At 58.1% G+C, this 19,047-nt stretch carries 19 protein-coding genes; 9 read left to right on the top strand and 10 right to left on the bottom strand.

Features of this window, described 5'->3' with window-relative positions; all coding sequences use genetic code 11:
- The first annotated feature begins 38 nt into the window (after positions 1-38).
- Genes drmA through J7302_RS21725 form a run of 4 tightly spaced genes read left to right on the top strand, consistent with a single transcriptional unit; the run spans position 39 to position 7,129 of the window.
- Positions 39-4,067 carry a DISARM system helicase DrmA gene (gene drmA, locus J7302_RS21740; protein WP_215379567.1) on the top strand — a complete coding sequence of 1,343 codons (4,029 nt, stop codon included), beginning with the start codon at positions 39-41 and terminating at the stop codon, positions 4,065-4,067.
- Positions 4,068-4,069: 2 nt separating this feature from the next.
- Complete coding sequence (gene drmB / locus J7302_RS21735; protein ID WP_215379564.1) at positions 4,070-5,926, top strand: DUF1998 domain-containing protein; 1,857 nt, start codon at positions 4,070-4,072, stop codon at positions 5,924-5,926.
- Between the two features lies 1 nt (position 5,927).
- On the top strand, positions 5,928-6,692 hold the full coding sequence (gene drmC / locus J7302_RS21730) for a DISARM system phospholipase D-like protein DrmC (RefSeq protein ID WP_215379557.1): 765 nt from the start codon (positions 5,928-5,930) through the stop codon (positions 6,690-6,692).
- Between the two features lie 17 nt (positions 6,693-6,709).
- Positions 6,710-7,129: a very short patch repair endonuclease gene (locus J7302_RS21725; protein WP_215379552.1), complete on the top strand. Its 420-nt coding sequence runs from the start codon at positions 6,710-6,712 to the stop codon at positions 7,127-7,129.
- Here J7302_RS21725 and J7302_RS21720 read toward each other — a convergent pair.
- Positions 7,077-8,123, bottom strand: a complete 1,047-nt coding sequence (locus J7302_RS21720) for a DNA cytosine methyltransferase (RefSeq protein ID WP_215379548.1) — start codon at positions 8,121-8,123, stop codon at positions 7,077-7,079. The genes J7302_RS21725 and J7302_RS21720 overlap by 53 nt on opposite strands.
- Before the next feature lie 480 nt (positions 8,124-8,603).
- Here J7302_RS21720 and J7302_RS21715 point away from each other — a divergent pair, with 480 nt between their 5' ends.
- Both J7302_RS21715 and J7302_RS21710 read left to right on the top strand, forming a co-directional pair.
- Complete coding sequence (locus J7302_RS21715; RefSeq protein ID WP_215379545.1) at positions 8,604-8,975, top strand: hypothetical protein; 372 nt, start codon at positions 8,604-8,606, stop codon at positions 8,973-8,975.
- Positions 8,976-9,045: 70 nt separating this feature from the next.
- Positions 9,046-9,693: a peptidase M15 gene (locus J7302_RS21710; protein ID WP_215379542.1), complete on the top strand. Its 648-nt coding sequence runs from the start codon at positions 9,046-9,048 to the stop codon at positions 9,691-9,693.
- Between the two features lie 208 nt (positions 9,694-9,901).
- Here the strand turns inward: J7302_RS21710 and J7302_RS21705 are convergent, their stop codons facing one another.
- From J7302_RS21705 to J7302_RS21695, 3 genes are all read right to left on the bottom strand, one after another.
- Positions 9,902-10,180 (bottom strand): hypothetical protein, encoded by a 279-nt coding sequence (locus J7302_RS21705; RefSeq protein ID WP_215379539.1) that lies wholly within the window; start codon positions 10,178-10,180, stop codon positions 9,902-9,904.
- A 388-nt stretch (positions 10,181-10,568) separates the two neighbouring features.
- Positions 10,569-11,069: a hypothetical protein gene (locus tag J7302_RS21700; RefSeq protein WP_215379533.1), complete on the bottom strand. Its 501-nt coding sequence runs from the start codon at positions 11,067-11,069 to the stop codon at positions 10,569-10,571.
- A gap of 138 nt (positions 11,070-11,207) precedes the next feature.
- Positions 11,208-11,561 (bottom strand): hypothetical protein, encoded by a 354-nt coding sequence (locus J7302_RS21695; protein WP_215379529.1) that lies wholly within the window; start codon positions 11,559-11,561, stop codon positions 11,208-11,210.
- 139 nt (positions 11,562-11,700) lie between these two features.
- Here J7302_RS21695 and J7302_RS21690 point away from each other — a divergent pair, with 139 nt between their 5' ends.
- Positions 11,701-12,048 carry a helix-turn-helix domain-containing protein gene (locus J7302_RS21690; RefSeq protein ID WP_215379527.1) on the top strand — a complete coding sequence of 116 codons (348 nt, stop codon included), beginning with the start codon at positions 11,701-11,703 and terminating at the stop codon, positions 12,046-12,048.
- 8 nt (positions 12,049-12,056) lie between these two features.
- Here J7302_RS21690 and J7302_RS21685 read toward each other — a convergent pair whose 3' ends face one another.
- The 6 genes from J7302_RS21685 to J7302_RS26660 form a co-directional block, all read right to left on the bottom strand.
- A complete protein-coding gene (locus J7302_RS21685) occupies positions 12,057-12,380 on the bottom strand; it encodes a hypothetical protein (protein WP_215379525.1) in 324 nt (107 codons plus the stop codon).
- Positions 12,381-12,451: 71 nt separating this feature from the next.
- The gene (locus tag J7302_RS21680; RefSeq protein WP_215379523.1) at positions 12,452-12,640 is read right to left on the bottom strand and encodes a hypothetical protein; all 189 of its coding nucleotides are present in this window, start codon (positions 12,638-12,640) and stop codon (positions 12,452-12,454) included.
- 54 nt (positions 12,641-12,694) lie between these two features.
- Positions 12,695-13,588, bottom strand: coding sequence for a recombination directionality factor (locus J7302_RS21675; RefSeq protein ID WP_215379517.1), 894 nt, complete (start codon positions 13,586-13,588; stop codon positions 12,695-12,697).
- Positions 13,589-13,662: 74 nt separating this feature from the next.
- Complete coding sequence (locus J7302_RS21670) at positions 13,663-14,664, bottom strand: YqaJ viral recombinase family nuclease (RefSeq protein WP_215379511.1); 1,002 nt, start codon at positions 14,662-14,664, stop codon at positions 13,663-13,665.
- 80 nt (positions 14,665-14,744) lie between these two features.
- On the bottom strand, positions 14,745-15,713 hold the full coding sequence (locus J7302_RS21665) for a DUF932 domain-containing protein (RefSeq protein WP_215379509.1): 969 nt from the start codon (positions 15,711-15,713) through the stop codon (positions 14,745-14,747).
- 94 nt (positions 15,714-15,807) lie between these two features.
- Positions 15,808-16,137 (bottom strand): hypothetical protein, encoded by a 330-nt coding sequence (locus J7302_RS26660; protein WP_251702190.1) that lies wholly within the window; start codon positions 16,135-16,137, stop codon positions 15,808-15,810.
- Positions 16,138-16,457: 320 nt separating this feature from the next.
- Between J7302_RS26660 and J7302_RS21655 the strand changes: the two genes are divergently transcribed.
- Together J7302_RS21655 and J7302_RS21650 are read left to right on the top strand one after the other, a co-directional pair.
- The gene (locus J7302_RS21655) at positions 16,458-17,987 is read left to right on the top strand and encodes a hypothetical protein (RefSeq protein WP_215379502.1); all 1,530 of its coding nucleotides are present in this window, start codon (positions 16,458-16,460) and stop codon (positions 17,985-17,987) included.
- A gap of 479 nt (positions 17,988-18,466) precedes the next feature.
- Positions 18,467-19,012: a hypothetical protein gene (locus J7302_RS21650; RefSeq protein WP_215379499.1), complete on the top strand. Its 546-nt coding sequence runs from the start codon at positions 18,467-18,469 to the stop codon at positions 19,010-19,012.
- Positions 19,013-19,047 lie beyond the last annotated feature (35 nt).

Raw genomic sequence — 19,047 nt, 5'->3', positions numbered from 1 at the left:
TTGCTGCAGAGCGAATTTAGGGGGGGTAAAGAGTGACCATGGAAGAGAGGCAGCAAAACAGTACCCCAGATGCTTGGATAGCCGTCGATCGTGGCTTGGCGTGTGATGCTCGTTTGGCCGACAAGGTCGTCTATCTGAAGGGGAACCATCCTGCGTTGCACGAGGGGGCCTGGGTACTAGTTTTGAACCCAGTCGGCGGCATCGTGCGTGTCGGTCGTGCACTGCGTATCCGCGTCGATGCGGACGGCACTACGTTGTACTTCGACAAGGCCAAGACGATAGAGCCTGCGGTAGGGATCGGTAGCACCGGTTTACTGCCTCCGACCGCCGGCAGCATCGTGCGTGCGCCCTGGACAGATTTCGCTGAGGCTATCCCCCGTGCGCTGGGCGTCACGCTCGCCGAAATTCCGCTAATCGAGAATGAGGCCTATGTTCGCGAACTGCTGCAGTTCGCGATCATGGATGACCTTCTGGGGCCTGCTGGTGGGCCGGAGGAGCTCATCGTCGATATGAGCGTTCGCGATCGGTACCTCGTCGGCAAGCTCGCGCCGATGGAGAACTCAGAGCGCGGTGAGGATGTGGCTCCCCCGGAAAAGAATGAGGACGACGAGCCTGCGGATCTGGAGCCGAAGGCCCAGTCGAACAAGGTCGACTCTCCCCAAAAAACTGGCGGTGGTGACTCCGAAGCCGAGGAAGAGGTGGATACTGCTTCGAACCAGTCACTCGCACCGTCGAGTCTGGGATTCACTTTCTGCGTCGATGGCGATGCCGAAAGTCTCGAGGTGGTGGTGAGTTGGGGACGCTATGAGCGCTTCGACTCCGATGATCCTGCTCATGCCAAGGTGGTCAAGAAGTCGGTGCGTGACGCCGAAGGCCGGGTGATCAAGACCACCGAGCAAGTTCTCAAGGCCAAAGTCTGGCGGCGCAAACAGTCTGGCGGAACCTTTCAGCTGGCGCTGAAGGATGGAGTGATCTCTCCGGTCATCCCGGATTCGGCCTGCCCAGAAGTGCTTGTCCAAGGTACGGTTCGTTCACCGAATGAGAAGGGCGAGCGATTGGTCACGCTGTTCCTGGTGAACGGCCAAACTGAACCTGATGAGAATCGTGACATCGCCTGGGTGTTCCAGCCGGAAATCCTCGTGCGTGCCAATGGCGAAAGCGCAGTGAAGGATATATTCCGTCGCCGTCCCGCTCTGGAGGCGGATGCTGGCGCTGCGGACGATGACGATTTACGCGAGCGCTTGGCGCTGGAGATGATCTATCGCGATCGGGTCGAGTTCGCAGTGGGCCATGGCGTCGCAGTGCATGCGGTGGCTGGCCCAGATGTGGCTAGGGCAGTAGAGCTACGCACGGCGGTGATGCCGCAGTATGAAGTGCCGGTCACCGAAACGCCGGGTTTGGATCCACAGGATCGGCCAGCGATGCGCAGATTGGTCGACGAAGGTCTGTTGGATATGAAGCGGCTGGCTGATCTGGAGAAAGGCGAGCTCGTCGCTGCACTCGGGATACTGACGGAGGACTATTCGGCCTGGATCGACGATCAGCGTGCACGCATCGAAAGCGATGTGTCCGGCTATGCGCAGCAGGCCGATGAGGCGCTGAGCCACTGCGAGTCGATCCTGGTTCGTCTGCATGAGGGCGTGGGGTTGTTGGCGACGGATGACAAAGCCTTGGCGGCTTTCCGTTTCGCTAACCGAGCGATGGCGATCCAGCGGGTGCATAGCGCGTGTGCATTGCAGCGTCGCCGTGGGCGCGCTGTGGCGCTGGCGGAGTTCGATGTGCCTAAGAACCGCTCCTGGCGTCCCTTCCAGTTGGCCTTCCTGTTGCTATCCGTTCCGGGGCTGACCGATCCGAAGCATACGGATCGCACTCAGCCTCTGCAGGCCTATGCGGATCTGCTCTGGTTCCCTACGGGCGGCGGCAAGACCGAGGCCTATTTGGGCGTGGCTGCATTCACCATGGCGATTCGCCGCTTGCAAGGGAACTTGGGGGGCTACGATTCATCTCGCGGGCTGGCAGTGATCATGCGCTACACCCTGCGTTTGTTGACTTTGCAGCAGTTCCAGCGGGCTACCGCGTTGATCTGCGCGATGGAGCATATTCGTCGTGAGGCTCTCGCCACGGGCGATAAGTCACTTGGCGAGGGCGCATTCACCATCGGCCTTTGGGTCGGCAACAAGGTGACGCCAGGTACCACGGAGGATAGCCACAAGTTCATCGAGGCCATTCGAACCCCGGGGCGAAACCCCACCGGAATGGCTTCACCGGCGCAGCTGACAGGTTGCCCGTGGTGCGGAACGGAGATCGACCCGAAGAGAGATATCGAGGTCGACAAGATATCTGGGCGTACGACGATCTATTGCGGCGACAAGCTGAGTACCTGTGACTTCTCTCGTGGTCGTTCGAGCAAGCAGGCACACCCTGGATTGCCGGTGATGGTCGTGGACGAGGAGATGTATCACCGCCCACCGTCAATGATGATCGCCACGGTGGACAAGTTCGCCATGATGGCGTGGCGTGGGCAGGTACGGAACCTGTTCGGTCGGGTATCGAAGGAGTGTTCCAGACATGGATTGCTCTGGCCTGGCTCGGATTGCAATACCGGTCACAGAGCTGCCGCGGGTCGGGCGGCTGCGACGGTCAAGGCAATTTCTCCAGTGCGGCCTCCGGATCTGATCATCCAGGACGAGTTCCACCTGATCAGCGGCCCCTTGGGAACCATGGTCGGCCTCTACGAGAGCACGGTCGATGAGCTGTGTACCTGGCAGCTAGACGGTGAATCGATCCGTCCGAAGGTGATCGCCTCCACGGCTACCGTGCGCAAGGCGCAGCAGCAGGTCAACAACGTCTTCATGCGTCAGGTCTCGGTGTTCCCGCCCCATGGCTTGGACGTCGAGGACAACTTCTTCTCGGTGCAGCGGCCCATCGAGCAGAAACCCGGCCGGCGCTATCTGGGTATCTGCTCTCCGGGCAGCTCACGGCCGGCGATGTTGATCCGTGTCTACACGGCAGCGCTGACTGCGGCTCAAGCACTGTTCGATCGATTCGGCAAAGCTGCCGATCCTTACATGACCATGGTTGGCTACTTCAACTCGCTGCGAGAGCTGGGTGGCATGAAGCGTCTAGCCGAGGACGACGTGCAGACTCGTGCGTACCGTGTGCAAATGAGCATGGTGCAGCGGCCTGGCCTGGCCCAGCGCAGCGTCATGAATATCCGCGAGCTGACTTCTCGGGTTTCGAACCAGGACATCCCCAAGTATCTCGATCAGCTCGAAGTGATGTTCAAGTCCGAATGGGATCCCGACAACGGTAGGTACGTGACCAGGTGGGAGGAGGGCGATGCGCGTGCCATCGATATCGTGTTGGCGACCAACATGCTGTCGGTCGGTGTGGACGTCAATCGACTGGGCATCATGGCCGTCAACGGTCAGCCGAAAGGGACGGCGGAGTATATCCAGGCGACCAGCCGTGTAGGGCGTCAATTTCCCGGGTTGGTCTGTACCGTCCTGACGTGGGCTCGTCCACGCGATCTCTCGCATTACGAGACCTTCGAGCATTACCACGCGACGTTCTACAAACACGTCGAGGCGCAATCGGTCACTCCGTTCTCGCCGCGTGCGATGGATCGCGGTCTGACCGGGGCGATGCTGTCGCTTATCCGCGCCAAGAGCGAGGATTTCGCGCCGAACGAGGGCGCACAGAGTCTCAAACAACCGAACCAGACGGAAATGCTGGATGCCATGAGAGTGCTCGAAACGCGAGCTGACAACATCGCGGAGGCTCCAGCGAAGAAACTCGCTGGCGGCATGCTCAAGCAGCGGGCGGATCAGTGGGTGAATGAGGTGATGCAGGGCAACCGTATCTTGGCGTACGAGAAGCGTGGACCTGAGAAGGATCTGACCGTTCCCTTGATCAAGGCACCTGGAACGCATACTTGGGATAACTGGACGGTGCCCATGTCGATGCGTGAGGTCGAGCCTGGCGTTCGCTTGGTCATGAATTCGTCGAAGATCAAAGACGATATCCAGTGGAAGCCTCGCCCCGCGGCGGCTGATAAGGACGAATGAAGATGGCGTACGAAAAGACTCCCGTTGGTTCGGTACGGCCTAGCCAACTGCTGTGGACCTACGGTCCTGGTGCTCTCGTCGACTTGCCGAATCTGTCGGTCGTGACTTCCGGTATCGACGTCTGGGAGAAGGATCGTTGCCACCTGGTTATCGAGAATCGCCTGCTCGCCGCAGTGCAAAAAGCGCTCGGTCCTCAGGTCGAATCGTTACGAATGCCGCCTATCAGCAAGAACGAGTCGAATGACACGAACTCTGCAGAAGCGAATGTCGGTGTGCCAGTACGGCCTTTCCCTCGCTGGTTGCGCTGTGTGAAATGTGGGCTGCTCTCGCCTTACGACAGCGGGTTGTTCGAGTTGAAAGAAGGGTATCGCCGTCCTGAGGCGACTCGCTTCGTGCATCAGGGCTGCCGCGGCTCGAAGGGCGATCAGCCTGCGAAGGATGCGGATGCCGTTCCTGCACGTTTCCTTTTGGCTTGCAAGAATGGGCATCTGGACGACTTCCCTTGGCAGTGGTTCGTCCACAGTGGCCCCAACGATTGCAAAGGTACGCTGCGCTTCTTCGAAAGCGGCGCATCCCTTCAGACCGAGAACCTCTGGGTCAAATGCGACGCTTGCGGTGCGGCGCGCAACATGGCCCATGCATTCGGACAGCTCGGTAAGGAGAACCTGCCGGGCTGTCGTGGGCGGCATCCTCATTTGGATCATTACGATCCAGATTGTGATGCCGAACCTCGGGCCGTGCTGTTGGGGGCTACCAATAGCTGGTTTCCGGTTTCCCTGTCTGCGTTGGCGATACCTCAAGCAAAGAACGGACTAGCACAGCTGCTGGAGGATGGTTGGAGCTTCTTCAGCGATCTGGATTCCCTCGAAGAGGTACCCCTGGCTATTAAGCTGTTGAAGAAGACGGGAGCATTGCCTGGAATAGAGCAGTATTCGGCAGAAGCCATTTGGGCTGGCATCGAGGCTCATCGTTCTGGAGATGGCGAGAGTGTCACCGAGGCTGACATCAAAGGCCCCGAGTGGCGGGTGCTGATCGACCCGGTGCCGGTGAATGACTATCCGCACTTCTTATCCGAGGCAGTGGCTGTTCCTCAGGGTTTCCAAGGCAAGATCGCCAGGGTGTTGCTGTTGAAGCGTCTGCGCGAGGTGAACGCCTTGCTTGGCTTCACGCGAGTCGAGGCGCCTGACGACTCCGGTGGCGGTGGGGCTGGACCGATCCAGGCGCCACTGTCCCGTGCGAAGCCCGATTGGGTCCCCGCGAATCAGGTGCATGGAGAAGGCATCTTCATTCAGTTCGACGAGCAGTCGATAGCGGAGTGGGAGCAGAGTGCCGACGTTCAGGCTGCCGATGCGAGGCTGCGCGGTGGGCATAAAGGTTGGCGAAACTCCCGTCATCTTTGTCCTCCAGATGACGGCTATCCAGGTGCTCGCTACGTGATGCTGCACACTCTGGCGCATCTGCTGATTCGGGAGTTGGCATTGGAGTGCGGATACAACGCGGCCAGCATCAGAGAGCGGATCTATGCCGAGGTGAATGAGGATGGTAGCCAGTGCGGCTTCATCATCTACACGGCCGCTGCGGACTCCGATGGCACCTTGGGTGGATTGGTCGAACTGGGCAAACCCGAGAACCTGGAGCGCCTACTGGTTCAGGCTTTGCGGCGTGCGCGCATTTGCTCCTCCGATCCCCTGTGCGCGGAACATGATCCCCGGAAAGACCGTAGTTTGCATACAGCGGCGTGCCATGCATGTTCCTTCGTCGCGGAGACTTCGTGCGAGCGTGGCAACCGATATCTCGATCGGGCGATGGTCGTGCCGACTTTTGAGAATGCCAAAGCGGCATTCTTTCCGGATGCTTGAGATGCGAGAGCTACTGGCGGCGGTGTCCGAGTTGGTTTCCATAGTCTCCTATGACCGCGTAGCCGCCTTGGCGGCGAAGGTCAGAGGAATGCAAGTCGCGAAGGCAGGAGATCTGAGAGCGGGATCACTGTCCGCGAAGGCTGACAACGCGCTCAAGGGACTGATCGGCGCCTGGCAGGCGTCGACCGTCAGTGGCGAGACGTTGGCTGCAATGCTCCTGGCAGCTGCACATGCGTTTCGTCATGCAGAGAGTCGGCAGAGGGTCGAGCTGGTATGGACTGGGCCGACGACCGAGCTTGTTCCTGCTCGGCGAACCGAGCAGGCTTTGATGCAGGTGATCGATGCTGCTCAGCAGCGGTTGTTCATCACCAGCTACGTCGCTTACGACATCGAGTCGATCGCCAAGGCACTGAAGTCAGCGGCAGAGCGTGGCGTGAAGATCAGGTTCCTGATGGAGCTCTCGAGCGTACAGGGTGGCAAAGTCAGCATCGACCCTATCGGTAACCTGAAGAAAATCGTCCCTGACGCGCTTTTCTATGTCTGGAAAAACAAGGATGCCGCGTTCGTCAATGGCAGCGTGCACGCGAAGGTCGCGGTGGCGGATGGAGCGTATTGCTTCATCACTAGTGCCAATCTGACCGGATATGCAATGGATCAGAACATGGAGGCCGGAGTCTTGATCTCGGGTGATCCATTGCCAGACCAGCTTCATCGACATCTGGAAGCCTTGGCGATGACGGGGGTGATCGTTCCAGCCGACGATTGAATGTCGGGGGAGGGGTAATGTCGCGTAGCGACATCATGCGTGCGGTCAAGCGTGCTCATACTGGGCCGGAAATCATCGTTCGCAAAGCGTTGCATGCTCTGGGGCTCAGGTTCCGTTTGCATCGTCGGGATCTCCCCGGCTCGCCGGACATAGTCCTGCCGCGATTCCGGACGGTGGTGCTCGTGCATGGATGTTTCTGGCATCGACATCCTGGTTGCCGTTACGCAAGCACGCCGAAGAGCAGGCAGGAATATTGGCTTCCCAAGTTCAAGGCCAATATCGAGCGGGATGCAAAGAAAGAAGCCCAGCTGTGTGAGCTGGGCTGGAGGGTGATCGTCGTTTGGGAGTGCGAAACCAAACAACGAGAAAGCTTGATAGATCGTCTTAGGCGCGAATTTGCTCTTGCGGAAGGCTGTCCACGTGACGCATCAAGCTGATGCCGATTATCTCTCCGAGTCTTACGGGGACCGCATTACCGATCATTCGCCCCACCGCCTTGAAGGTGATTTTTTCCGGCTCCATGAACACGTAGTCTTGAGGGAACGACTGCAGGATGGCGGCTTCGCGTAGAGAGATCGCCCTTGCTTGAGTCGGGTGCCCAAACCGGCCATTGCCGAATCCGTAACACAAGGTGGTCATGGTTGGACCAGGTTGATCGCCTCGCATGCGCCCATAGACACTAGGATAAGTCTTCCCACTGGCTTTCCGATGGCAGGAGGCGACCAGCTCTTTAGGCCAATCTTTCCAGCTTCCCCCTGGCTTGGAATGCAGGATGCGTTTCATGTTGAGCGGCGTCAGGGTGGCGGCACGATGCAAAGGGTCATTCGGGTCGCAATCGCCTGCCGCAATGCGAGGCAGGTTGCCGATGACTTCTTCCACCGTGACCGGTCTGCCGGAGTGGGTAGGAGATATCAATTCGATGGAGCCCAGCTTCGAGGCCAATAGCACGTGTCGGCGCCGGTTTTGCGGCAAGCCGTAATCTACGCAGGAGACGCGATCGGCCCATACTTCGTAACCCTGCTCTCTCAGATTCTCGACGAAGTCCTGATAGACCTGGTGCTTGGTCACATCGGGCACGTTCTCCATGGTCACCAACTCGGGCTGGACCTCCCTGATTAGCCGCGCAAAATGGTAAAGCAATGGCCATTTGCGGTCGGTGCTGGTGTCCTTACCTTGGTTGTAGCTGGAGAAGGGCTGGCAGGGGGCGCAGCCAGCAAGCAGGCGATATCGGCTGTCGCCATACCAAGCGGTTAGCTCTTCAGCCGTAACGGATTGGACGTCTTTGGCAACGAATGCTGCGTCGTTGTTCTCTTGGTAGGCGTATTCGCATTGGCGCTCGATGTCGTACCCCGCGTGCACGGTTATGCCGGCTTTGCGCATGCCGGCGGTAAGGCCGCCGGCACCACAGAAAAGGTCTATTGCATCGATCATTTGGGGTAGGCCCTCCTAGCGGAGGGAATTCTAGCCTGAACCTACACCAAGATCGAGCACCTAATTGCAAACCTGCCATTATGCCGTGGTATCTCACCTGGCTCGGTCCTCGGATTTTCGCTCAGTCCCAGCAGTGGGCTACCTGTTGGCTTGGAAGGTTCTACGCAGTATCAGTTTCAGCCTGATGCGAGCTGCAACGGGATCCAATCCAGGCATCAATATCCCCATTGAGTCGTAATAGCGAGGTGCGTTGCATGTTCCTCTGATCGACTCTGCGAGCTATTTCGGCTCGTGCCGTCGGATTCAAAAAGTATTGTGGGGGATCGACGACGCGCTGAAGGCTCCAATGCCGCTGCACACCGATCCGTAGGGGGCATGCTGCAGACTCCCTTTTCGAGTAGCGCGGGGTGGCGTGATGAGGTGGCGTGGGCTATTCGTGAATCGGCGGCTGTTTGAGTCGTAATCGAAGGGAGATGTGGGATGGGGGTCTTCAAGTCCGCGCATGAGCAACTGGAATCTATCTACGGCAAGTTGAACCCATTGCAGAGCGGTACTGGAGTTCGTTGTACGGACGATGCAAAGGGCCATGTCACGCTCTACTCGAAAAACCTGGCACCAGGGAACCTGGCTGAGCTGGCGTTTGAGATTGAAACGATGGCGTTACGAGCAAAAAAGACTCCGACAGACGCTAAGGACTTCATCGAGAGACTGCGTCTCGCTACTGGGCAACCAGTGAGCATCAACCCAAGGTGGAAATGGCCGCGGGTCGGTTTATCCAAACCAGAGCATGTTGATCTCGTTGTGAAGGAGCTGAAGACATACTTCGGGCTCAGGGAAGACGAGCTGGGTTAGTCGCCGCAGAGATGGGTGTTTGACGACTCGGTAGGGGAGGGGATGCACTGGCGCTGGAGGAGGCTGCTGAATGAATAGGCCGATCACGGTGAAGGCGTTGGAAGAGCTGGGACGGGTACGGTTGTCGAAGCACTTTTTCATGCGTGATTTCCTGTATTCGGAAATCAGCCAGGTCGAGAGTATCCCAAATGTTCCGGATTACCCCGACAAAGCCATCGAGGCAGGACGGCAACTGTGCGACCAGTTGCTGGAGCCCTTGCAGCAGCGCTTCGGTCGCGTCGCCATTCGTTCGGCCTATCGCAGCCCGGCGGTGAACGCCAAAGGGGCGGAGAATGGCAACCAATACAGCTGCGCCGCCAACGAGAAAAACTTTGCCGCGCACATCTGGGATTACTCGGACAGCGACGGATATTTGGGTGCCACGGCCTGCATCGTCGTGCCGGCATTGCTGCCCTGGTACGAGCAGCGTGGCGATTGGACGCCGCTGGCCTGGTGGATCCACGAAAATCTGCCGTATGCCAGTCAGTTCTGGTTCCCCAAACTGGCGGCCTTCAATCTGCGCTGGAGTGCCAACCCGGCGACCCGGCAGAGTATTGGCACCTATGTCGTCAATCCGCATACCGGCGACAAGAAGGCGCTGGTCAAGGACGGCACCTCGACTCTGACCGCGCAGCAGCGGGAGCGCATCATCCAACCCTGGCTCGCCAGCCTCGCCTGACACGGGGAAGATCAGTGCGAATAGTTGACGCATCGATCCGCCGCCAGCCTGTAAAAAACCGCCGAATGCAATTAGCGGCACAGAACCTGCCCCAATAGTTGTCCTGTGTGGGCGCCCAGTATTTGTCTGTCAAGTTGCGCGACATATCCTTTCGACGTGCCTGGTTGGAAGCCGGCAGGGAAGGACTCCGCAAGGCCACGGACGGCCGTCACAAACAGGCCGGATCAGGTTCTGGAGGTGCGGGATGGAGTTCAGTGCGCATGCTGTTCAACGTTGCCACCAACGGGGTATTCGCCCGCTTCAGGTTGAGTGGTTGATCGACCACGGTGCCCAAACCTGGAATCGCGGCGCCCGCGTCTTCTACTTCGACCGCGAGTGTTTCCACTGCCTGTTGTTGGGCCTGTCGCCAGCTGAGCGGCAACTGGCAGAAAAGGCCAGGAACTCTTATGTGGTGGTGATCGGGGATTGCATCGTCACCGTCGGCCATCGCCAGACGTCCTTCTGCGTACGCAAATCGAAGGCTCACTACCGTCGCCGGTTGACTTCGTGCGGTCAGGAGCACAGGGCGGCCTGAAGTGAAGTAGCTAACGTTAATACTCACCGGATCAGCCGGAGGAAGCCGTGTAACTCGTGCTGGCACGGGCCGAGACGTTGTGTGAGGCTTGCACGTAGTCAGGAGATGTCTTGCGCGAATTGCGGGTCGGAAACCTGTCGCCCGCATCGCGCATGCTGCTGAATGTACTGAGCAGAACGGTGTAATAACCTCTGCTCCGTTTACGAAAAAATAAACCGAGTCAGGAGGCCTGGCGGCCTCCTATCTTCGAGTTCTATTCACACGGGTTGCGTGCCATCCCGCGTCAGATCGAAGGATCCGATCATTCGTTCTCCTCATCCCAGGCTTCACTTCCGGGAGCCACCGGCGCACCACCTTTTTCCGAGGCCCACGGGTTACCCACTGGATCCTCCTTGAACTTCGGGCCACGGCCGGCGGCGTAGGCCACCGCATTGCCGTTGTAGTCCTCGTCGAGGTAGAAGTTGTAAGTGAGGGCATAGTCACCCTGATCGCCATTGCCGGCATAAAAGCCCTTTTCATAGGTCTTGGAGCCGACCGATGAACAGACACGCGAAGCACTGCATTCAATCAGGAACTTGCCTTCGATTTCCCTCACCCGCCGGGTGCCGTCATCGGCGGTGTAGACCTCGCTGTAGCTCGGCTGGGTGTTGGGGATGGTGCAGTCCCGGTACCTGGTCATGACGCCCTTGGTTTTCTCGGTGGCGCAGGGTTGGTAGTCAACACCGAGGACGTACTCAGCGGCCATGGCAGGAAGAGTTGCAACAGCTAGCGTGGTCAGAACAGCCAGTTTGATCATTTTCAAGTTGGTATACCTTTTGAGGATGATTCACTTCTTGAACTTGACGACGATACGGTTATCGATCGGGTGTTTCGCGATCTCGTCGTCCGGCTTGAGGGTGACCAGGTTGTTCAGCTGTCCCGGCACTCCAGGTGAGCTGAGCTACTTCTTGTAGATGACCCTGAGCCTCTGATTCACGTAGTCCTTCAGGATTTCGTAGTCAGGGTTGTAGGTGGCCAGGGTATGTCCCAGGCCTGCGGCGATACCGAGCGTTGCCACGGTCAGCGTGGCGGGTGCTGAGATGACGCCGAATGCGGCTCCTAGTGCGCCGCCTTGTACCAGCGCGTTTTTCACGTCGCTTTTGACCCGACACTTCATCCCCAGGCTTTCAATCTTGGTTTCGACCAGTTTGATGCCGGCCATGAAGTTGCCCCTGAGGCCGTTGATCTCGAAGGACGCTTTGCTGCGCACGAGACTTTCAATCTGCGCTTCGTTCAGTCCAGTGATGACGTTCATGCTGTTCTGCGCTCCCTGCTCGGGCATTGGTGTTGGAAGAAAAGTTGAATATCAACCTTTAAGGTTGAGTCTCGGTTTGTGAAGTCCTTCATGTCAATGGGTTGATGCCCAACCATCCAGGTTGATCTGGAGGGGCGGCATGTCGAAAACTGATTCGAAGGAGTTGGCGGAACTGGTGGGCCAGGCGATTGCTCGCCAGCGTGCGCGTTGCGAGCTGAGCCAGGAGCAGGTTGCGGAGCGGCTGGGGATAGGGAGCGAGGCCGTATCCCGCATCGAGCGTGGGATCGTTATGCCCAATGTCGAGCGTCTGGTCGAACTGGCGGCCATCTTTGGCTGCGAAACCGCCGACCTGCTGACGGCGGGGAGCTCACGCCCTGCGGACCAGACACGTAGGCTCTATGACTTGCTGTCCCGGCTGGAGGCGCAAGACCGTGAGCTCGTGATGGACATGGTAGAGCGTCTGGTCACTCGGCTCGGCCATGACTGAATGTTGAATCACGGCGACTGCTGGGCTGGCTCGGAAGCCTCCTCAGTCCCTGGCTCATCGAACAGGGCCCCGCAGCGCAGGCACAAACACCCGAACCCGGCGAAGTGATATTTGGCGACATCCTCGGCCACGCGTGATGCTTGGGGATGGGCGTGCGTGATGGCAGCCAGCCCATTGATCAGCGCGTTGCTCCCTTGGGCGGAGGTGCTTGCATTCTCAGCCTGAGCCCCCTGCAGTGCGCTGTTGGCCAGGCTGACTAGCATGGCGATGCCCTTCGCCGCGTCTTGGGTCAGGATGGCCTTGGACTCGCAGATCAAGCAGCGTCTGATCATGGTTCTTCCTCCTGGTAACAGCGGCCATGTACACGGCCGCTGGCGGTGATTGAATGTCGTCGCTGGGGCTCTCAGGTGGGATTGCCCTGGTCGGGGCGCAGCAGTCTGAGCACGCGACTCAGCATCCAGCAGGCCAGGACCACGGCGAGTAACAGCGGTGGAAAGCGCAGCATGAGCAGAATGCTCAATACCAACACGCTGGCGGCGGCGAGCGCGCCAATGAAGAGGAACAGGTGGAGTAGGAATCGAAGTAGGGGCATGGTGTGTCTCCGGGGATTCCTGCCTGGCTGATGCATGCAGCGCAGGCAGGGGATTCAGTGGGGCTGCGAGGCGAGGGCTTCCAGCTTGCCCGCGAGGGATTTGGGCGCCGGCGGTGAATCAAGCTGGCCAGCCGAGCTGGCAGGTTCTGGGGAGGTGAAGAACTCCTCGATCACGGCGTGACTGTCCTCTTCGCTGTCCTCGAAGGCGCCATTGCCGAAGCCCCGGCGGGCTGCCTCATCCAGCGCCCCTTGGTCGAAGCCTGCTGCTTGTCGTTGCGCCTTGAGTTCGCTCGCCTGCTGCAGCGCTTCGGCCATGTCCAGGCCGCTGCGTACCGTGAGGTCGACGTAGAAGATCGGCGTGCCGTGGCTCTGGCGAGTTGACTTGCCGCGCAGGCGTAGCTCCAACGGCAGGCAGGCCAGGCGATTGCCGGAGATGGCCTGGAAGTAGTGCAGGCGAGCAGCGAGGGTGCGGATGCTATTGAAGCCGGTGGTGCGGAACACGAAGGTGCCCAGCGGATCCTCATCACCAATGACCACGTTCAGTCGGCCATAGGGCTTGCAGGCGCCACCCTTGGCCAGCGGGCAGGCATCCGGCGAAGGGCAGGGCAGCGACTGCATCCCATCCTGGGTGATGCGCTTGCAGGTGTCGCCATTACCGACGCACAGCGGCCGTCCGGACTGCCTATCGAAGAGTGTGTAGTCGGCCCGAAAATTCAGCTCCGGCTCGTTGAACAGCAGGCGTACCGGGATACTGCGCAGTTTGTCTTCCTTACCTTGGCGCAGCTCGTCGTTCAGCGGGTGGAGCAACCAGCCATCCCTGCTTTGCACCTGGGAGGTGATGGTGAACTGGTCATCTTTCTCCGGCAGGCGCTTACCGTTCTTCTCGATGACCTTACCGATGGAGATGCGACCGAGCGCGGGCGGAATGAGCGCGAGACCTTTCAACATGGTAATTCTCCTAAAAACGAAAAAAGGCCACTGGGCGTGCGCCCTAGTGGCCAAGAGGGGATGAGGGAGGTGGATCAGTTAATCAGGAAGCGTCGGCTGCCTTCCTTGCGCTTGGCGTAACGGACTTGCAGGTAGGGCTTTTCTTTCAGCAGGCGCTCCACATCGAGCACGGAGCTGTCTTTGGCTTTCTTCCAGCTGACGAAGCCGTGGCTGAAGTCTGCCCGAGTGGCCTCGCCCATGGCCTGCTGCAGCAGCTGCTTGAGTTGGGCCTCGCGCGTTTCCTTCTCGCTGATGGACTGGCGCACGGCCTTGAGCTCTAGGTAGGCAGCCGCCAACCCGGCATGGGAGCTGAAGTCGACGGTTTGGCCGTTGTCTTCTGGGTAGAGGCAGCGCAGGGCCGCTTCAGCGGAAGCGGTGCCGTCGGCCGGCGGGGGGGTATCGGACTCCACGTACTGCCAGAACTTGCGCTCCAGCTCGATCAGCCGAGCGATCATCTGCTCGTCCCGTTCGATGCGGTGAATTTCCAGCGTCTGGCCGCCGAGCAACACGGCCACGTCCGCCGCCTGCTTGCCGGTGACAGCGAGTTGGTGCATCACCTGCAGTTGCACATACTCGGGCACGCCCTCTTTCCAGAGGCGTGCCCCGTTTATGCCGGCGGTCTTGCATTCGAGGATTTGTACATCTTCGGCCCCGATCACCTCGCGGTCGATGTTGGCCAGCATCCAGGGCAGCGCCGGATCCGGATGCTGCAACACGGCATTGATGCGTCGGACCTTGTGCTTGGTGCGCTTGCTGTAATGCCAGGCCACGATGGGTTCCAGCACGTTGCCCCAATAGGCGGGGCTTTCCTCATCTTGAGGATCGGCTTTCGGCAGTGTGGTGTCGCGGCCGGTCTTCTCCAGCCACAGCTCCAGCTGCGACTTGTAGGGATTGAGGCCAACGGCGGCGGCGGCATCCGAGCTGCCGATGCCCTGCTTGCGCACCGCCAGCCAGTCTTCGCGGGGCAGTTCCTTGGTGCTAATCAGGCGCAGTGCTGGGCGCGCCTTGCCCTTGCTGCTCAATGGAGTCGCTTTCATCGCGTTCACCTTGCGGACATAGAAACGCCCGATCAGCGGCGAGGCTGACCGGGCGTCATGGGGGTGGAGGAAGTAAGGAGTCAGGCGACCAATTGCAGAGCGGTGTCCAGCGCGCGTTGCTTGATCTGCGCACCCTGACCGAACCAAGCCGAGTCCATGCGGTACTCGTTGCTGCGGGCACGGCGTTCGTGGTCAACGTACTCGGTCACGGCGTTGAGCAGCCCCCAAGCGGTACCGCGAGCCGAGTCCAGTTGACTGCCCCGGCCACGGCCTTCGTACAGCTCCTGGACTTTGCGCAGGGCGCGCTCGTTGGGCAGCACTTCCGGCAAGGCGGAGGTCGGCGTGGTTTCGCACAGCACGTTCATGAAGAAGCCCAGTGCCTCATGCCACTGCACCTTGCGCTCGGCCAACGCGCGCATGCGGTACATGAAGTCGTCCCAGCCTGAGACGGCGATGCCCAGCTGCTTCTTCACTGCCTTCGGATCGAAGCGGGTGTTGTGCGGCACCTTGATCGCTCGGCTGGTGCCATCCAGAGCGATGGTCAGAGTGTTGTTGCAGACCACACGCACGGTGGTCGGCGTGGCCGTAGTGGCTAGGGTGCCGTCGCACGAGGTGGCCAGTAGCAGATAGCCGTTCACCTGGTCGTTGCCCTTCAGGGCTGCACCTTGCCCGGTACGTGCCAGCGCCCAGAACTTTCGACCGCCCTTGAGCACACCGGCCGTTTCCAGCTCGTAGCCGGAGACCTCGGTCAGATCCCGGTAGAACTCCATCACTTCCCGAGGTTGCACCGTGTGGTAGCGCTGGGAAACCACCGACAGCGGCGCCTTGGTATCCGAGCGGTAGAGCACCTTCTGCTCGGGGAAGGAGTGGATGGCGCCCAGATGGCCAACGGCATCCGACTTGAAGTGCACGGGGCTCTCCAGTATTTGCCAGTCCATGCCCGCTTCGCGCTGCCAGACTTCGATGGGTTGCTTCTGGGTGAGTTGATTGCCCAGGCCATGCCACGGAGTGGCGCCAGCGTAGGCCATGGTTTCGACGAGATGTGCCATTCTTGAGATTCCTTTTGGGTGCAGGCCGGCATAAAGCGCTGCGCGAGGCGCAGCACCGACCGGACGAATGAAATGAGGAGAGGGGGGCGCCGGACTAGGCCGGCAGGTTGAAGCGATGTCCGCAGAGCAGGCAGAGGTTATGGGCCAGGAAGTGGCGGTCGAGCGATTCGCCCAATTGGGCGCCGAGCGCACAGCCACTAACACCGCCAGCCAGTCCACCAAGGATGGCGCCCGACACGGTTCCGAGCGTGATGCCGATGGGCCCGGCGAAAGCACCGAGCGCTGCGCCGGCCTGACCACCAGCGAGGGCAGTGCTGACGCCACGCGCAATACCACCGACGGTGCCGATGGCCGCGCCGACTTTCATGGCGTGGTGGAAGGAAGCGACTTTTGGGGAGTGGCAGCGAGGGCACTGCAATGACATGGTTAGAAGCTCCTTGGTAGGGGTGTCATTGCTGTTATGTAGGGCTGAGATTTTTTCGAATCGAATTGCTGTGTCGTGTGCATCAGAACTAAGGCTGTGACGGCGGCAGTCGACCGATTCTGTTGAAAAATCCGACTTTGGCGGGAGCTGTCTCTGTAGCTCAAAAAATGACCGATTCTGGCGCTTCTACGAAAATTCTAACGCGCCATCGACCCAAGCTGTGTAAAACGTCGCCTGCGTACTTGCAATGCCGTCGACAGGTTTCATCGCCGAGGCGGTTCATGTAGCGTTCCTCCTATCAGGAGTATTGAGGCAAATCTATGAGTGAGCAAGAATCTCGCCGCGAATCGCTACCTGCAAGTGTTAATCACTATCCGGAGCAGGTGCCGATGGCCGGCAGGCGACAGGCTATGTGCATGGAACTTGAGCGGGGGCGGCTAGTTGCCATGCTCAAGCGAGTTTCATTTAAGGGTACAAAAAGCTTTCTGTCCTGTAAGCAGGTGCTTTCTGGCGATCTTTTAGAATCCTATCTGACGCAATGGGACTGGGCTGGAATATCCTGTAATAGAGCCTTGGTTTGGTCAATCGATTTGATTGAGCGTTATGAGGATCGCTGGAACTGGAAAGCCCTTTCCATGAATACCGCGTTACCTTGGTCATTCGAATTGATTGAGCGTTTTGAGGAACGATGGTGCTGGTCGGGTCTTTCTCAAAATAAATCATTGCCATGGTCAGACGAACTGATAGCGCGCTTTGAGAGTCGTTGGGACTGGTGGGGGCTGTCCATAAGACAAGACTTGCCATGGTCAATCGAACTGATTGAGCGCTTTGAGGGGCGCTGGGACTGGGAGGCAATGGAGGGGCTTTCTAGTAATGAGTATCTGCCGTGGTCACTCGGGCTAATTGATCACTTTAAAGATCGTTGGGAGTGGGAGTGTCTTAGTTATAACTTTTCCATTCCGTGGTCGGCGGAGTTGATAGTGTATTATGCGGATTCTTTGAATTGGCGAAGTCTGAGTCTTGTTCCCACGCTTCCTTGGTCATTTGGGTTGCTCAAGTGTTTTGAGGGGCGTTGGGACTGGTCTGGGTTGTCTGAGAATAAAGGGTTGCCATGGTCAGTAGATCTGATTGAGAACTTTGAGGGTCGCTGGAATTGGCTGCAGCTTTCCAATAATACTGCTCTACCATGGTCCGTCGAGTTGATCGAACGTTATGAGGATTGCTGGTGTTGGTCTACGCTGTCTCGCAATGTGGCTTTGCCTTGGTCAATTTTTCTTGTGGAGCGTTTTAAAGATCACTGGGATTGGGATGTGTTGTTTAAAAATAAAAAGATCCCGTGGTCTGTCGGCTTTATCGATTATTTTTCGGGGCGATTTAAGTTGTCTGCATTGTCTGAAAACCAAGCCCTACCTTGGTCGATTGATTTGGTCGAACGTTTCGAAGATCATTGGGATTGGGTGGGTCTTTCTAGAAATATGGCTTTACCTTGGTCGCTTGAGTTGATTGAACGATTTCAGGGGAAATGGTTTTGGGAGGTGCTTTCTTCAAATGAGGCTCTGCCTTGGTCAGTAGAGCTAATTGAACGGTTTGAAGGGCTCTGGGGGTGGAGGCAATTATTTTCCAATAAAACCATTCCATGGTCTTTTGGATTAATTGATCGTTTTTCGGATAAATTGAAATGGAGTGCGCTGGGGAGTAGGAATCCCTTTTCTTTAACAGAGGCGCAGGTGGAGTATTTTGAGAGTGACTTAAATTGGTATAAGCTTTTGAGGGGGAATGACATCCTTTTTCCTGATCTTCGATTGATGGATGTAGAGGATGTTATGGCGCATCATTGCGCTGGAGCTTAACTTGTTAAAGGTAATGATGCGGTAGGGGCGTGTGGGTGGTTTGATTGTCGCTCTGGTCGTGCTTAAAGAATCGCCTTGCTATTAGGGTTTGGCGAATCTGAATTGAATTTCATGCGCTTTTATCAGGTCCTGAATTTTTTGGTGTGACGCGGGGGCTGTTTATAATGCGTGTTCCCAATTCAAATAAGGCTAACGCTGTCAGGGCTGCAATTGATGCTGCCAAGAAAGAGCGGTATGGTCTTTATATGCTCCGGTTGTGCTTGTTCGATGTGCTGAATGGGACTGCGCTAGAGGCGGCTTGGGTCGCTGAGATACTGCTTCCTCGGAGCGGAAAGCTGGATGAAGAGGGTCTGGAAATGATTTCAATGCTTCCTGGGTGGATTGATGCAGCGGAGGATGAGAGTCTTTGCGGCGTTCGGGAGGTAATAGAAATGGCTTTGCTTGTTTATTATCGCACATAAGGGTTTCAGAGCCTCACCATGACAGAGTTTTGTAGAAAGCGTTGGGAAGCCTGGGTAAGCGAAATTCGCATTACGTGGGTTTTAGTGCTTCTGCTCACAGTTGTACCTGCTGTGCTATTCGGCACGGCGATTCTTTCAATGATGGTGCTGATTGGTGTCGTTCTGCTGGGGATTCCCACTGCGCTGGCAGCATTTCTCGTTATTAAAGATAAAGCGTGGTGCGCACGCCTGTGCCGGCGAGTGGTCGTGATGATGGTTGTTTCAGCCCTGGCGGTTGTGGCGGTGTTAAAAACCGACAAGCTTACCCCGGGAATGGCATCGCCTATCGCCAAGGCGATCGAAGACTTCAAGCAGGAAAATGGGGGCTATCCGGAAACTCTTGCGGCCCTCAGCCCCAAGCATCTGCCAAGACTTCCGGCAGTACGGATTGCCGTCTTCCAGCCGGAGGTGATCTACCGAGTGAGGGAAGGACGTCCCTATTTGGCTGTGCCTTCAGCCGCCGGGGACTCCTTTTCAAAATACGAATACAGCTTCGAAGATCAACGCTGGGTTCACTACGATTGAATTACTACTGATCTTGTTGGGGCAGTATGGCTGCT

Source organism: Metapseudomonas boanensis (assembly GCF_018704125.1).
GTDB lineage: Bacteria > Pseudomonadota > Gammaproteobacteria > Pseudomonadales > Pseudomonadaceae > Metapseudomonas > Metapseudomonas boanensis.
The sequence above is the reverse complement of the archived record's forward strand: the minus strand, read 5'-3'. Positions and strand labels throughout refer to the sequence as shown.